General features: G+C 44.8%; 14 protein-coding genes. 4 read left to right on the top strand and 10 right to left on the bottom strand.

Annotation, left to right across the window (positions count from 1 at the left end):
- Window positions 1-155: 155 nt before the first annotated feature.
- From pssA to ACXAC1_RS02175, 5 genes are all read right to left on the bottom strand, one after another.
- Window positions 156-944: a CDP-diacylglycerol--serine O-phosphatidyltransferase gene (gene pssA, locus ACXAC1_RS02155; RefSeq protein WP_475058259.1), complete on the bottom strand. Its 789-nt coding sequence runs from the start codon at window positions 942-944 to the stop codon at window positions 156-158.
- Between the two features lie 16 nt (window positions 945-960).
- The gene (hemL, locus tag ACXAC1_RS02160) at window positions 961-2,247 is read right to left on the bottom strand and encodes a glutamate-1-semialdehyde 2,1-aminomutase (protein WP_228191623.1); all 1,287 of its coding nucleotides are present in this window, start codon (window positions 2,245-2,247) and stop codon (window positions 961-963) included.
- Between the two features lie 24 nt (window positions 2,248-2,271).
- A complete protein-coding gene (gene hemJ, locus ACXAC1_RS02165; protein WP_475058262.1) occupies window positions 2,272-2,694 on the bottom strand; it encodes a protoporphyrinogen oxidase HemJ in 423 nt (140 codons plus the stop codon).
- 2 nt (window positions 2,695-2,696) lie between these two features.
- Entirely contained in the window at window positions 2,697-4,322 is a 1,626-nt protein-coding gene (locus ACXAC1_RS02170; RefSeq protein ID WP_475058265.1) for a chloride channel protein, read from the bottom strand.
- Window positions 4,323-4,525: 203 nt separating this feature from the next.
- Window positions 4,526-4,957 (bottom strand): Lrp/AsnC family transcriptional regulator, encoded by a 432-nt coding sequence (locus ACXAC1_RS02175; protein ID WP_475058269.1) that lies wholly within the window; start codon window positions 4,955-4,957, stop codon window positions 4,526-4,528.
- Window positions 4,958-5,103: 146 nt separating this feature from the next.
- Between ACXAC1_RS02175 and yjeH the strand changes: the two genes are divergently transcribed.
- A complete protein-coding gene (yjeH, locus tag ACXAC1_RS02180; RefSeq protein WP_228191626.1) occupies window positions 5,104-6,378 on the top strand; it encodes an L-methionine/branched-chain amino acid transporter in 1,275 nt (424 codons plus the stop codon).
- 56 nt (window positions 6,379-6,434) lie between these two features.
- On the top strand, window positions 6,435-6,947 hold the full coding sequence (gene luxS / locus ACXAC1_RS02185) for an S-ribosylhomocysteine lyase (RefSeq protein WP_228191627.1): 513 nt from the start codon (window positions 6,435-6,437) through the stop codon (window positions 6,945-6,947).
- Window positions 6,948-7,018: 71 nt separating this feature from the next.
- Here the strand turns inward: luxS and ACXAC1_RS02190 are convergent, their stop codons facing one another.
- Window positions 7,019-7,651 (bottom strand): LysE family translocator, encoded by a 633-nt coding sequence (locus ACXAC1_RS02190; protein WP_475058272.1) that lies wholly within the window; start codon window positions 7,649-7,651, stop codon window positions 7,019-7,021.
- A gap of 171 nt (window positions 7,652-7,822) precedes the next feature.
- On the opposite strand from ACXAC1_RS02190, the gene ACXAC1_RS02195 reads away from it, so the two are divergent.
- Complete coding sequence (locus ACXAC1_RS02195; RefSeq protein ID WP_475058275.1) at window positions 7,823-8,707, top strand: DMT family transporter; 885 nt, start codon at window positions 7,823-7,825, stop codon at window positions 8,705-8,707.
- Here ACXAC1_RS02195 and ACXAC1_RS02200 read toward each other — a convergent pair.
- Together ACXAC1_RS02200 and ACXAC1_RS02205 are read right to left on the bottom strand one after the other, a co-directional pair.
- The gene (locus ACXAC1_RS02200) at window positions 8,688-9,146 is read right to left on the bottom strand and encodes an Lrp/AsnC family transcriptional regulator (RefSeq protein ID WP_475058277.1); all 459 of its coding nucleotides are present in this window, start codon (window positions 9,144-9,146) and stop codon (window positions 8,688-8,690) included. The genes ACXAC1_RS02195 and ACXAC1_RS02200 overlap by 20 nt on opposite strands.
- A 126-nt stretch (window positions 9,147-9,272) precedes the next feature.
- Window positions 9,273-9,776, bottom strand: a complete 504-nt coding sequence (locus ACXAC1_RS02205) for a hypothetical protein (RefSeq protein WP_475058280.1) — start codon at window positions 9,774-9,776, stop codon at window positions 9,273-9,275.
- Between the two features lie 274 nt (window positions 9,777-10,050).
- Here ACXAC1_RS02205 and ACXAC1_RS02210 point away from each other — a divergent pair, with 274 nt between their 5' ends.
- Complete coding sequence (locus tag ACXAC1_RS02210) at window positions 10,051-11,394, top strand: IS1182 family transposase (protein ID WP_475058283.1); 1,344 nt, start codon at window positions 10,051-10,053, stop codon at window positions 11,392-11,394.
- Between the two features lie 217 nt (window positions 11,395-11,611).
- Here ACXAC1_RS02210 and ilvN read toward each other — a convergent pair whose 3' ends face one another.
- Window positions 11,612-12,103: an acetolactate synthase small subunit gene (ilvN, locus tag ACXAC1_RS02215; RefSeq protein WP_475058285.1), complete on the bottom strand. Its 492-nt coding sequence runs from the start codon at window positions 12,101-12,103 to the stop codon at window positions 11,612-11,614.
- A 1-nt stretch (window position 12,104) separates the two neighbouring features.
- On the bottom strand, window positions 12,105-13,823 hold the full coding sequence (locus ACXAC1_RS02220; protein ID WP_475063766.1) for an acetolactate synthase 3 large subunit: 1,719 nt from the start codon (window positions 13,821-13,823) through the stop codon (window positions 12,105-12,107).
- Between the last annotated feature and the right edge of the window lie 187 nt (window positions 13,824-14,010).

The raw sequence follows: 14,010 nt of genomic DNA on the forward strand, positions 1-14,010 counted from the left end.
AATCTGTTTACTTATCAACCAGAAACACACACCAATCGATCAATAATCAACCAAAACCTTTGTAAAATAAGCCTTCTCCCCATAAAACCAAGGCCCTGAAAGCAAAAAGCCCGCTACTTAGTTAAGTAGAGGGCTTTTGAATCTCAAACCGTTTGTTATCGAAGCTGCTTAATGAAAATCCCTAGCAACCCCCATAAACCATAAGCACAGAATACGCCAGCGAGAACAAGCGCAGGCTCAAGTGCAATAAGAACTAATACAAGCACAGCTATTAGTAGAACAACAAAAGGAACACGCCCTTTAATGTTCAAATCCTTGAAGCTTCGGTATTTCACATTGCTCACCATTAATAGACCTGTTACAGGTACTAGCAACGTCATCAGTGTCGCCATATCAGCGCCTGAGATGCCTGCACTTTCAGAGGCCCAAATAACACCAGCAACTATCGCCGCAGCAGAAGGGCTAGGCATTCCAGTGAAATAACGTTTGTCTTGACTACCAATCATGGTATTAAAACGAGCCAAACGTAATGCAGCACCTACCGCATATATAAATGCTGCAATCCAACCCACTTTACCCAAAGGCGCAAGCGCCCAAGTAAACGCAATTAATGCAGGAGCAATACCAAACGAAACCATATCGGCTAGCGAATCATATTCGGCACCAAAAGCACTTTGAGTACGAGTTAAACGAGCAATTCGACCATCCAAACCATCAAGCACCATAGAAATAAAGATCGCGACAGATGCTTGAATAAAATTACCATTCATGGCTGCAATAATGGCATAGAAGCCAGAAAATAAAGCCGCGGTGGTAAATAAATTTGGCAACAAGTAAACGCCTCTACGCGGTCGTTTCTCTGTTGCGGTTGCGCTGCCTTCGTCCACTCCATCCTTAGGAAGGTCTTTTTCAGTTTCTTCGACAGGCATATCATCCACCTTCATTAAGGTTCTCCAATGATTAAACTAATTTCGCTAGCGCGCGCTTTGCCGCAGCAACAGTGTAGGCAATGTCTTCATCGTTGTGAGCCTGTGATGTAAAACCAGCCTCAAATGCAGACGGAGCAAGATACACCCCCTCTTCTAGAAGGTGATGGAAGAATACCTTAAATTTCTCCGTGTCACACTTTTGCACATCTGCAAATGTAGTTACGCGCTCTTGCTCTGTGAAGAATAGACCAAACATACCGCCCCCTGCACAAACCGTAACAAGCGGCACGTTTAACTCATCTGCAGCGGCTTGAATACCTTCCATCAGCGCTACGGTTTTCGCTTCCAATGTCTTATGAAACTCTGGCTCACTGATCTTATTCAAAACAGCAAGGCCTGCCACCATCGCAACAGGGTTACCTGACAACGTACCGGCTTGATAAACAGGGCCAAGCGGCGCAATGTATTCCATAATCTCACGCTTACCGCCAAAGGCACCTACTGGCATACCAGCACCAATGACTTTACCCAATGTCGTTAGGTCAGGCTTGATGTTGAACTTCTCTTGTGCACCACCCAAGGCAACGCGAAAACCTGTCATCACCTCATCAAAAATAAGCACTGCGCCAGATTGATCACAAACTTCTCGCAACGTTTCTAAGAAGCCTGCAACGGGAGGAATACAGTTCATATTGCCGGCAACAGGTTCAACGATGATACAAGCAATCTGATCACCAATGTCTGCAAAGCAGGCTTTTACTTCTTCAATGTCGTTAAACTGCAACGTGATTGTATGCTGCGCAAGATCCGCTGGTACGCCTGGAGAGTTCGGTACGCCAAGAGTCAAAGCACCAGAGCCTGCTTTCACTAATAAAGAATCTGAGTGACCGTGGTAACAGCCTTCAAATTTAACGATCTTATCTCGGCCAGTATAGCCCCGAGCTAGACGAATCGCGCTCATCGTTGCTTCGGTGCCAGAATTCACCATGCGCACCATGTCCATTGATGGCACAAGCTCGCATACTTTATCAGCCATAGTGATTTCTACTTCCGTAGGGGCACCAAAACTCAAACCATAATCCAATTGTTTACGCACAGCACTCATAACATCTGGGTGCGAGTGCCCCAAAATCATTGGTCCCCATGAACCAACATAATCGATGTAGCGCTTGCCATCTTCATCGTATACATAAGCACCCTCTCCTTTTTGAAAGAAAACAGGCGATCCCCCCACACCATTAAATGCTCGAACTGGTGAGTTAACGCCACCAGGAATGTGTTTTTGGGCACGAGAATATAATTCTTCTGAACGACTCATAATGTGATCCATAAATTCGGTAAATTAAAATGGTCTAACTACGACGAGAATACAAACGCCGATGAGAATTAGAACGGGAAATTCGTTAAACCAACGGTAAAACTTGTGACTGCGTGTATTTTGATCATTCGCAAACTTTTTCAGCATACGACCGCAGGCATGGTGATAGCCTAGCAGCAAAGCAACGAGCAGCATTTTTGCATGAAACCAACCGGAACTAAAATAGTACTCAGTATTGTAAGAAACCACCCAAAAGCCTAATACAACGGTCGCGATCGCCGATGGTGTCATGATGCCACGATAGAGCTTACGCTCCATAATTTTAAAACGCTCTATGCTCTCATGATCTTTTGCATCAGCATGGTAAACAAACAATCGTGGCAAATAAAACAGTGCTGCAAACCAACAAACTACTGAAATAATATGAAATGCTTTAACCCAAAGCATGCTTACCCCTTTAATAACATTTGATCGAGTTGTTGTGATGTTACCAACCAAAGCTCTTCTTGCTGCGAGAAATTGACCAACACTTGATGCTGCTCATTCTGATGCAGCCAACTTAACAACTCAGCCAAAGAGAGTGATGAGTCCAATGCGTGAAGTTGTGTGCTGTTAACAGCCTGCAGTACAGACATAGCAATACGATTTTGATCTTCAATTAACCAAGGCTGAGGGCCAAAATCTAACGTCTGTACAGCTTCTACTAACGAAGTCACTGACACAACAAAGTAATGCCCACCTTTTTCGATGGCCACATAGTCTATCATACCTGACGCTAAGTCTCGGACTCGTTCAAAATGCAGCAATTCAGGAAAGATATCAACTTTGGTCGCGACACTACGCACATCATGTTGTCTAAGTAAACGTTGCACAGGACTCCATTCAGAAACCATACCCAGTGAATGCATCCTCTCAACGAAAATAGAATCCTGCTTAAACACCAAACGGACGGTGATACAAGATAAGACAATAACAAAGATAGCGGGAGGGATGGCAACAGAAGTATGAGTCATTTCAACCATGGCAACAATGGCCGTCAGTGGTGCTTGGAACACTGTGCCCATCATAGCCGCCATTCCGAGTAACACAAATAACCCCAGTTCCTCTGATATTGGAATAGGCGTATCAAACCAAAAGGCAATTTGAGCTCCCAACAACCCGCCAATAACAAACGTTGGCCCAATCATACCGCCAGGAATACCTAAGCCAATCGACATAGATGTTAATAATACTTTAGCCAAGATCAGACCAAATAAAGAGACTGCGAGCACTTCACCCGTGAGAAGAAGGTCTAGCGTGTCATAACCACTGCCTAGGACTTGAGGGTAGAACAGACCAACCACCCCAGTTAACACACCTACTGCAAGAAAACGTGCCCATACTGGAATGTAGGCAACACTCCATAAAATACGCTGAACTTGATAGAAGAGCCCAGCGGCTAAAATGACACCAATAGACAGCACAGCATAAGCCGCGAGCATCTCTAAATCGTACAGAGGCATGAAAACTGCCTGCAATTCAAAGATTTCAATACGTCCCAATATCCATTGACTAATAGCCGTTGCCACGATGGCTGACAATAAAACAGGCAATACAAGTCGCAACCGGTATTCGTGAAAGATTACTTCGTAAGCAAACAAGACACCTGCTAGAGGAGTCTGAAAAGCGGCTGCAATAGCACCTGCCACACCACAAGCAACTAACGTATCCACACCAATGTAAGACAGTCGAAAGCGCTGAGCAAGACGACTACCAAAAGTCGCACCAATGTGGACAGCTGGCCCCTCCTTGCCAATTGAGAGACCACCAAAGAGACCAATAAATGCGCCGAAGAATTGCACAATAGCATTTAACCAGCGCAAATTTCCTTGATGATAATTCAATCGTTCTACGACGTAAGGAATCCCAACCTTCAAACCTCTTTCTGGCACCAAATACCAAAACACCGTCAAAATAAGACATGCGGCAACCGGTAGGATGAAACGAAAATTGGGCGATAAGTCTTCATAGTTTTCACTATGGGATGGCAATACAGCAGATGACAACCAATACAGGAGCTCGATCATACCGGTCATTGTTAAGCTACTTAAGACTCCACATCCAATAGCCAGCAAAGATAACAACAGTAAATCGTCCGCTGCGATATCTCGATTACGCCAACGTGTGATGAAGTCTAAGCCTTTCAGAACAGCACTCTCCCTGACATATAGATGATTGTGTTTACATAAATACTAAAACAAGTAGACACAAGCCAATTAAGCTAAGCGCAACCAGTGTACTACAAACGATCCAGTCGTGTAGCCAAACACATATGCGTCATGACCTTATCGATATTTGGCCAACTGTCCATTTCCAATCGTATTTCATGCAAACGCTTCATAGACGGTACTTGCACGAGAATCATCAGATCAATATCACCGCTAATAGAATGTGCCAGCTTTACTTCTGGAATTTTGTCGATATATGGCTGCACTTGTTCGCAAGATAAGGGCCTAAAGGTTAACGCCAAATAAGCCGAAATAAGATCTTGGTCCATTTTTGACACATGGGCATGATAGCCTGTAATCACCCCCCCTTCCTCTAACCGCTTTATACGTTCAGAAACAGCAGAGCGAGAAAGATTCACCTGGCGGCTAATATCGGATACAGACAAACGAGCATCTTGCACCAGTAATGCAAGCACCTTTTCGTCATAGCGATCTAGAGTCATCTAACAACCTTATTGTTATCACCGTCACTTTGCTGGCAAAACCGACACATTGTCATCAAATGGGCGCAAAGTGACTCAAGCATTCTTATCGCACTCATTTTATCCTGTACAAGATAAATTCAAAGCACTTTCATTAGGAATGAAGCATGCAATACCAACGTACTCTAGGCCCAATACAAGGCATCGCAATGACCGTGACCACATTCGTCGGTACCGGGTTGATGATTTTACCTGCTATGTCTGTTGCACAAGCAGGAAGCTTTGCATTTTATGCTTGGCTTGTAACGGCGTTAGTCATTGTCCCCGTGGCATTTGTTTTTTCCTTATTAGGGAGCCGTTTTCCTTCCGCTGGCGGTGCTTCTCACTATATTGGCAAGGTACTTGGGCAAAAAGCAGAAAGAGCCGTTGGTTGGCTATTCTTAAGCATCTTGCTAGTTGGCCCAGCTGTTGCGATTAAAGTGGCTGCCGCATACCTTGCAATCGTACTAGATGTTTCCGAAAGTAGCCTTTTCCTATTAAGTAGTATCACTTTGGTAGGAATGTTGTTGTTCTCCATAGCTGGCATGAAAAACTCGGCTAACTTTCAAACGGGCGTGGTCGTCTGTCTCATTGGTACAGTGTTAGGACTTTTTATTCTAAGCGATGTATCCATCAGTCACCTGACAGTCCAGCAACCTACGAATTGGGGAGAATGGGAAAGCACCTTGCTCGCAACTGGGACGATCTTTTGGTGCTTCCTCGGTATCGAGGTCATGGCCCACATGGGTTCAGAGTTTAAAAACCCGAGCCGAGACTTTCCAATTGCGCTACTGGGCGGAATTGCATTAGTTGTACTGCTCTACTTAGCCACCGTGTTAATGATTGCTCACTATCAAGTCTACGGTGATGAACTGACCAACAGCCAATCCCTTGCTCTGTTAGTCGGTGCTTTACTGGGTGAAGAGGCTCGCAGATGGTTTGCCTTAGGCGCCTATGTTATTGCGTTTTCTAATGTTGGTGCTTACATCTTGGGTTTTGCAAGGATGGTTCAATCTATGGCCAGTCAACAAGCACTGCCAAGCTACTTTGCTTCCCTATCAAAGCAAGGTACACCAATACGAGCCGTTACCTTTGTTGGAGTGATGTGTTTACTATCCTTGCTATACATTGAGTTTTTCAGTGCTCAAATGGAATGGCTCATAGAAATGACCAACGGCGCATTTTTACTGATCTACTTACTAACCTGCGCAACTGCGTTGAAATCACTTGGTCAAAAGCGCCGATGGCTCTCTGCCCTGGCGACGATTAGTTGCCTGATCATGGCATTATTTGTAGGTCAAAATATGTGGTTTGCTGGTTTTGTCTTCGCTCTTGCACTGGCATGGGAACATGTAAAAACTCGCAATCCCCCCATGATGGAAGACAAAATTCATGTACAATAGCGGACATAAACAATCACCTCGCCCGCTGCTTGGCGAGAGCATAGGAGAGAATTCAAATGCCACTATTAGACAGCTTTCGGGTAGATCACACTCGTATGTATGCGCCTGCCGTGCGCGTTGCAAAAACTATGGAAACCCCAAAGGGCGACACCATCACGGTATTTGATTTGCGCTTTTGCATCCCGAATGAAGAAATCCTTTCTGAGAAAGGCATTCATACTCTAGAGCATCTGTTTGCAGGCTTTATGCGTGACCACTTAAACGGTGACAGCGTTGAAATTATTGACATCTCGCCAATGGGTTGCCGAACTGGCTTCTACATGAGCCTTATCGGCACGCCAAGTGAAGAAACCGTTGCTCAAAGCTGGAAAGATGCCATGGAAGACGTGCTGAACGTTGCTGCGAAAGAAGATATCCCTGAGCTAAACGAATACCAGTGTGGCACTTACACTATGCATTCTTTAGAAGAAGCTAAGCAAATCGCGAAAAACATTCTAAGTCGTGACGTAAAAGTAAACAGCAATCAAGAGCTGTACTTGTCTGAAGAGTTTCTTGCAGAACACTCTTAATGAATCGGCCTTGATAGCAAAGAGGGAGCCATTGGCTCCCTCTTTTCATTTTAACTGCTTTAACTTTGCTTCTACACTCTGGAAGCCGTTGCTAAAAAGGCGCTGGCCAGAACAAATATCCCTCCCATCCCTCGATTTAGATTGGTCATGCCTTTAGGGCTACGAATCAGTCGACGCAACTGACGTCCACCTAACGCATAGAAAAACGCCGCAATAAACTCTGTCGCCATAAACGTTACGCCCATCACCAAAAACTGCTGTGTAACAGGCTCCGAAAGATCCAGCATCTGAGGGAAAATGGCAGTAAAAATCAAGATGGCTTTTGGGTTACTGATCGCAATCATAAACTCTTGGCGTATACGGCTCATGTGAGAGCTAGGTACGACTACGCCCCCCTCTTCCATGTCTGACAAGCTATTGGAAGCATTTACCCAAGCTTTAACACCAATATAAAACAAATAGATCACACCTAGCCATTTCACGACATTAAACCAAAATGCCGACGAAACAATGACCGCGCCTAGCCCTAATGCTGAAACCAGCATCAACAGACCAAAGGCAATATTTCTGCCTACAACAGCTACCACAGCAGAACCCGCACCAACACGAATACCGTTATACATTGCTGTAAAGTTATTGGGACCAGGCCCAAAAGAAAGTAGTAATAAAATAGGCGCTACCGCTAGCCAAAGTTCAAGTGCCATCTATTGTTTCTTTTACCTCTTAAATTGACGCTTTCGTTTTCAAAGCAAACACTGTTAAAAAACTTGAAAAGGCAGGGAATGAGCTTTGTTTTCGAAGGTTTCACACTGTTTCGAATGCCTCCCACCACCTTAAAATGGACGGCAACTCTACTCATAAAAGACGAGGTTGTCATGTCTATTTCGCACTTATTTTTATGGCTTACCGCCTGCATTTGGGGATTTGCATTTGTTGCACAAAGTACCGCTATGGATGTCATTGGTCCGCATACATTTAATGCCGTTCGGTTCCTACTCGCCACCCTCTCTTTAATCCCACTCCTATTTGTTTTTAAGGTAAAAACACCTTACTCCAAATCAGCTCTATTTAAAGGAGGCGCGGCAGCAGGAACCTTGTTGTTCTTTGGCTTTACATTTCAACAAACCGGACTGCTCTACACCACTGCGGGTAACGCTGGTTTCATTACTAGTATGTATATTGTGATGGTGCCATTGGTGGGACTGCTGTTTAAGTATACGGTAGACCGTTTGACCTGGGCTGGTCTCGCTGTGGCACTGGTTGGTTTTTACATTCTCACTATCGGACCAAACCTTAGTATCAACAAAGGCGATGCACTTGAGTTTGCTGGTACATTATTTTGGACCGGACACGTACTCTTAATAAGTTACTTATCTCGTTTTCTTCCGGCATTACCATTGTCAATTATGCAATTCGCTGTCGCCACAGTCTGGGCAACGCTAACGGCTTTTACCTTAGAAAACCCAACTCTTAGCTCTATCGAACTGGCTTGGTGGCCACTGGTTTATGCAGGAGTGGCGTCATCAGGTATCGCATTCACACTGCAGACACTTGGACAACGTAACGTCAGCCCCAGCAGTACTGCTTTGATTCTATCTATGGAAGCAGTCTTTGCCGTACTGGGCGGTTGGCTACTAATGGGAGAGGTATTAAGTGATCGAGCGCTGTTCGGCTGTGCCTTAATATTCGCTGGAATGATTGCGAGTCAGTGGCCACGCAGGACCGTTAAACTGGAACCCACTAAGGAAGTGAGCTTGTAACACTTTCAATATTGAACGGCATCTCACGATCAACAGGCTGTGACATAATCATCATGGTCTTGGTGTCGCTCAAATCAATCAACCGCTCTAGCAAAACATCCAAACGAGACATGGAAGATACCGCAACACGTAGGATAAAGGCCGATGGTCCAGTGATGTTATAGCAATCCACCACTTCATCAAGGCTGAGAACTAGCTCCTTAAAGGCTCGTTCTCGCGTACGGTAAACCTCGCACTCAACCAATGCAGTGATGGGAATACCCGCTTTTTCAAGGTTAATGGTTGCTCGATAGCCTGTAATAACTCCATGCTCTTCCAGTTTTTTAATGCGCTCAGCAACAGCGGGAGCAGATAAATGAACTAACTTAGCAAGCTCTGAATAACTCAAGCGAGCATTCTCTTCTAAAGCCTTCAACAACTTCCAATTAATCTTATCCACTTGTGAACCTTACATTTTGAAACTCACAGCACGATAGCATGGAAAAGTCTTTTTATAAAAGCACTACTATTCAATGCAAAATGGCCACCTAAAAGGTGGCCATTCAAAACACAAACACTTTCTAGGTTATGACTCGTTTAGTCCTAACTTATCTTTCAATGCCGCGACTGAGTCTTGGTAAGTGTCGGTAATTTCTTCCATCGTCTCGTCGTACGTTTCTTCAGCCTCAGCTAGTGCTTTATCTGTTTCAGCCTTATCTTTAGCATCTTCATAGACATCTTTAGCATTGTCTACTTGTTCCTCGAACTCATCATGAAGGTCTGCCATACCTTCTTGGAAGTCATCCTTAATTTCTTCCCAGTTTTCATCTGTGTCGTTAGAGGTTATGTGTTTATCAATAAAGCACTCGGTTTTGGCAGCAGCTAGCTCGGCTTCAGTCGTAAAAATTTCGCTCCAATCCTCTTGCGCTTTCGCGATCTCAACAGCGGCTTCGTTCCCCGCAACCCGAGCACAGGCAAGATCATCTGCATAGGCAGAATTCCCAACTAAAGTGGTTGCCGCAATCGCCGTTGCAAGAGCGCCTTTTTTAACCATTGATGCTGTGTTTTTAAATGCTGTTGAAGTGTTCATAGTATCGTCCTGTTTCAATGAATGTGTATTTCATTGTGGCTACTTATCGAAAAAAATAAACCAAGGAACAGACGGTTACGCTTTTACTCCTAGTAAGCACTGAATATTGTCAGGCCTGACAATTCATTGAACAATTGTCAGCGCTATGCCAAGAGATATCAGTAATATGTTGAAACTCTGGGCAAAATTGGACGCATAAAAAACGCGCCATGGGCGCGTTTCAGACTGCTGATAAAGTCCTCGCCTTCGTGCGGGGACTTTTTATAATAACCTCATGCTAAAAGAACGCCCCCAAACCCAATCGACTCTAGAGTTTGTCTCCATTGATGAACTCGTTCCAAGTGATCATCTTCTTCGTAAGATTGATCGAACTATCGACTTTACCTTCCTACATGACTTAGTGAAGGAATTTTACTGTGCAGACAACGGTCGTCCTGCCCTTGATCCCACACTTATGTTCAAGTTGTTGTTCATCGGCTACCTCTTTGGAATACGTAGTGAGCGTCAGCTCATTCGTGACGTTCAAGTCAATGTAGCTTATCGTTGGTTCCTTGGTTTAGGTCTAACGGACAAAGTACCCGATGCTTCAACCCTGAGTGCCAATCGAACTCGGCGTTTTAAAGAGTCTGATATCTACCAAAAGATCTTTGATGAGATCGTTCTTCAAGCCATGAAAGAAAAACTCGTCAGTGGTCATACCTTCTACACCGACTCCACACACCTAAAAGCTAATGCCAACAAAAAACATTTTCAAAAAGTGTTGGTTGAGCAATCTCGTCAGGCGTATATGGATGAATTGGATCAAGCGGTTGAGGAGGACCGAATTGCTCATGGAAAAAAGCCTTTACCCCCAGAAAAGGCAAAAGATAAAACACGAGAGATAAAGCAGAGTACGACCGATCCTGAAAGTGGCTACATGGTACGTGATACTAAGCCGAAAGGGTTCTTCTATCTTGATCATCGAACCGTTGATGCGCGTTGCAACATCATTACCGATGTCCATGTCACAGCAGGCAATGTGCATGATGCCGTACCATATTTAGAACGGCTGGATCGAATGAAAGATCGCTTTAAGTTCTTCATCACATCGGTTGGTCTAGATGCAGGCTACTTTACTGCGGCAGTTTGCCATGGGCTCGAAGAGAGACACATTTATGCGGTGATGGGCTATCGACGGCCCACTCATAAAAAGGGCTTCTTCTATAAGCGAGAGTATCAATACGATGCTACGAATGATGTATATATCTGTCCACAAAGCCAGTCACTGATTTACAAAACCACATCGCGAGAAGGCTATCGTCATTACGGCTCAGACAGCAAAATCTGTCAGGGCTGCCCAGAGAAGAAGCGCTGCACAACCAATAAAGACTCCGTGAAAACCGTCACCCGGCATGTCTGGGAAGACAGCAAAGAGCGAGTGAATGCACACCGTTTAACACCTGCAGGAAAGATTATTTATGCAAGGCGAAAGGAAACAGTAGAACGAAGTTTTGCGGACGCGAAAGAACTACACGGGTATCGCTATGCGAGATTTAGAGGAATAGACAAGGTCTCTTCGCAGTGTCTACTGACAGCGGCTGCTCAGAATATGAAAAAGATCGCCCTAATGCTTAGTTAAGGGTCTATCTTGCTTAAAAAGCCGTTTGAAATGGACTTTAAGTGCTCCGACACCTCTCAGAGATGGATTAGAAGAGACACAGACTAAATCCAGCGATCAAGTGCTCGCTTTTAAAATTCAATGCCATAAAAACAAAACCCCAGCAAAAAACTGGGGTTTATCGATACTCTGAAACGCGCCATGGGCGCGTTTTTAAAAAGGTAATTACAGGTAAACCTTATAGAGACAAGGTTTTCTCACCACGAGCGATACCAGAAACCCCCGTACGAACCACTTCAAGAATGTGCATACCACCAAGAGCCTGCAAAAAGCCATCAAGCTTATCTGATTCACCCACAATCTGTACTGTGTAGATCGAAGGTGTCATATCGATGATGTTGCCGCGGAAAATATCCACTGTACGCTTCACTTCCGCACGCTGAGCACCAGATGCACGAATTTTTACTAGCATCATTTCACGCTCGATGTGTTGACCTTCGGTCAAGTCCACCAACTTAACTACGTCAATCAGCTTATTAAGCTGTTTAGTAATTTGCTCAACCACTTGATCAGAACCAAATGTTGTTAGCGTTAGTCGAGACAATGTTGGATCATCTGTCGGCGCTACGTTCAATGATTCGATGTTGAAGTTACGCTGAGAGAACAGGCCAACAACACGCGACAAAGCACCCGGTTCGTTTTCCATTAAAACTGAGATAATGTGTCGCATATTAAGTTCGCTCCGTTTTGCTTAGGAACATATCACGCATAGAACCGCGTGGTACTTGCATTGGGTATACGTGTTCCTCAGGGTCTACATAACAGTTGATGAATACAAGCTGATCTTTCATCGCGAACGCTTCTTCCATCTTCGCATCAAGCTCGTCTTTCGTACGAATTTCTACGTACTTGTGACGATAAGCGTCCATCAGTGTCTTAAATTCAGGCAATGAATCTAGGTACGAGTTTGAGTGACGGCCTTCGTAGTTCATGTCTTGCCATTGGCGAACCATTCCTAGGTAACCGTTGTTCAAACAAAGAATTTTCACTGGTAAACCGTATTGCAGACACGTTGATAGCTCCTGGATGTTCATCTGGATACTACCTTCACCTGTTACACACACTACAGTCTCTTCAGGGAAGTTCATCTTGACACCCATTGCTGCTGGCAGACCGAAGCCCATCGTGCCTAGACCTCCAGAATTAATCCAACGGTACGGCTTAGCGAACTTATAATACTGTGCTGTGAACATCTGATGCTGACCAACGTCAGACGCAACAAACGCATCACCATTGGTTGCTCTCCAGCAAGCTTCAACGGCTGCTTGAGGCTTAATCTTATCACTGGACGTATCGTAGCGACCGCCATGAACTTGGCGCCATTCATTGATCTGCTTCCACCAGTTATTGATCGCTTCTTTATTGGAACGTGCTGGCGCGTCATCAATTAACGACAACATCTCTTCAAGTACCTGAATAACAGGACCAACAATCGGTACATCCGCACGGATCGTTTTTGAAATAGATGCTGGATCAATATCAATATGAATGATTTTCGCACTTGGACAGAACTTGTCAGGATCGTTGGTTACACGGTCATCAAAACGTGCACCGATCGCAAGAATCAAATCACTGTGATGCATTGCTTGGTTGGCTTCATAGGAGCCGTGCATTCCAAGCATACCGACAAATTGATCGTCCGTTGCAGGGTAACCACCTAACCCCATCAGGGTATTGGTAACTGGGTACTCAAGCTGTTGCGCCAATTTGGTCAATAATTCAGAGCCTCCACCCATGATCACACCACCACCGGCATAAATCATTGGTCGCTTTGCGGCTAGTAACAAGTCAACGGCTTTTTTAATTTGCCCACTATGACCTTTTGCTGGCGGAGTGTAAGAGCGAAGCGATACAGACTCTGGGTAGTTGTATTCAAACTTCTCATTCGGCATGGTCATATCTTTTGGAATATCAACAACCACTGGGCCAGGACGACCGGAACTCGCAATGTAGAAAGCTTTCTTCAATACACCTGGAATTTCAGACGGGTGCTTAACACTGAAGCTATGCTTTACGATTGGACGAGAAACACCAATCATGTCTGTTTCTTGGAACGCATCTTCACCAATCAAGTAGCTCATTACCTGACCACAGATGACCACCATAGGGATGGAGTCCATGAATGCTGTCGCAATACCTGTCACAGTATTGGTCGCGCCAGGACCAGAGGTGACGAGGACGACCCCAGGTTTACCAGTCGCACGTGCGTAACCGTCAGCCATGTGTGTCGCAGCTTGCTCGTGACGAACGAGGACATGCTTGACATCAGATTGGCGATGCAATGCATCATAAATGTGCAGGGCTGCACCACCTGGATAACCATATATGTATTCTACTCCCTCATCTTTGAGAAAGCGGGCGATCATTTCACCACCGGATAATAACTCCACCTTGTTAACCTCTATAGTGTTCATCAATCTGCTATTTTGGTGCAGCTATTGTAACCGCATACCAAGCTCAGATAAAAGTTGATAAAACGAAGTTTGCAAAACAAATGAGATGCCTGAAATCAAGGAACACTCAAACGCAAGAAATCGCAGTTTTGACACTGCCCGCGTCTTTTCGCGAGGGAAGCGC

The organism is Marinomonas sp. AWM4_232 (assembly GCF_056158325.1).

What these genes read in the sequence shown, in the direction of transcription:
- pssA (WP_475058259.1), bottom strand. Translation starts at nt 944, where the DNA reads ATGAAGGTGGATGATATGCCTGTCGAAGAAACTGAAAAAGACCTTCCT.
- hemL (WP_228191623.1), bottom strand. Translation starts at nt 2,247, where the DNA reads ATGAGTCGTTCAGAAGAATTATATTCTCGTGCCCAAAAACACATTCCT.
- hemJ (WP_475058262.1), bottom strand. Translation starts at nt 2,694, where the DNA reads ATGCTTTGGGTTAAAGCATTTCATATTATTTCAGTAGTTTGTTGGTTT.
- ACXAC1_RS02170 (WP_475058265.1), bottom strand. Translation starts at nt 4,322, where the DNA reads ATGACCGGTATGATCGAGCTCCTGTATTGGTTGTCATCTGCTGTATTG.
- ACXAC1_RS02175 (WP_475058269.1), bottom strand. Translation starts at nt 4,957, where the DNA reads ATGACTCTAGATCGCTATGACGAAAAGGTGCTTGCATTACTGGTGCAA.
- yjeH (WP_228191626.1), top strand. Translation starts at nt 5,104, where the DNA reads ATGCAATACCAACGTACTCTAGGCCCAATACAAGGCATCGCAATGACC.
- luxS (WP_228191627.1), top strand. Translation starts at nt 6,435, where the DNA reads ATGCCACTATTAGACAGCTTTCGGGTAGATCACACTCGTATGTATGCG.
- ACXAC1_RS02190 (WP_475058272.1), bottom strand. Translation starts at nt 7,651, where the DNA reads ATGGCACTTGAACTTTGGCTAGCGGTAGCGCCTATTTTATTACTACTT.
- ACXAC1_RS02195 (WP_475058275.1), top strand. Translation starts at nt 7,823, where the DNA reads ATGTCTATTTCGCACTTATTTTTATGGCTTACCGCCTGCATTTGGGGA.
- ACXAC1_RS02205 (WP_475058280.1), bottom strand. Translation starts at nt 9,776, where the DNA reads ATGAACACTTCAACAGCATTTAAAAACACAGCATCAATGGTTAAAAAA.
- ACXAC1_RS02210 (WP_475058283.1), top strand. Translation starts at nt 10,051, where the DNA reads ATGCTAAAAGAACGCCCCCAAACCCAATCGACTCTAGAGTTTGTCTCC.
- ilvN (WP_475058285.1), bottom strand. Translation starts at nt 12,103, where the DNA reads ATGCGACACATTATCTCAGTTTTAATGGAAAACGAACCGGGTGCTTTG.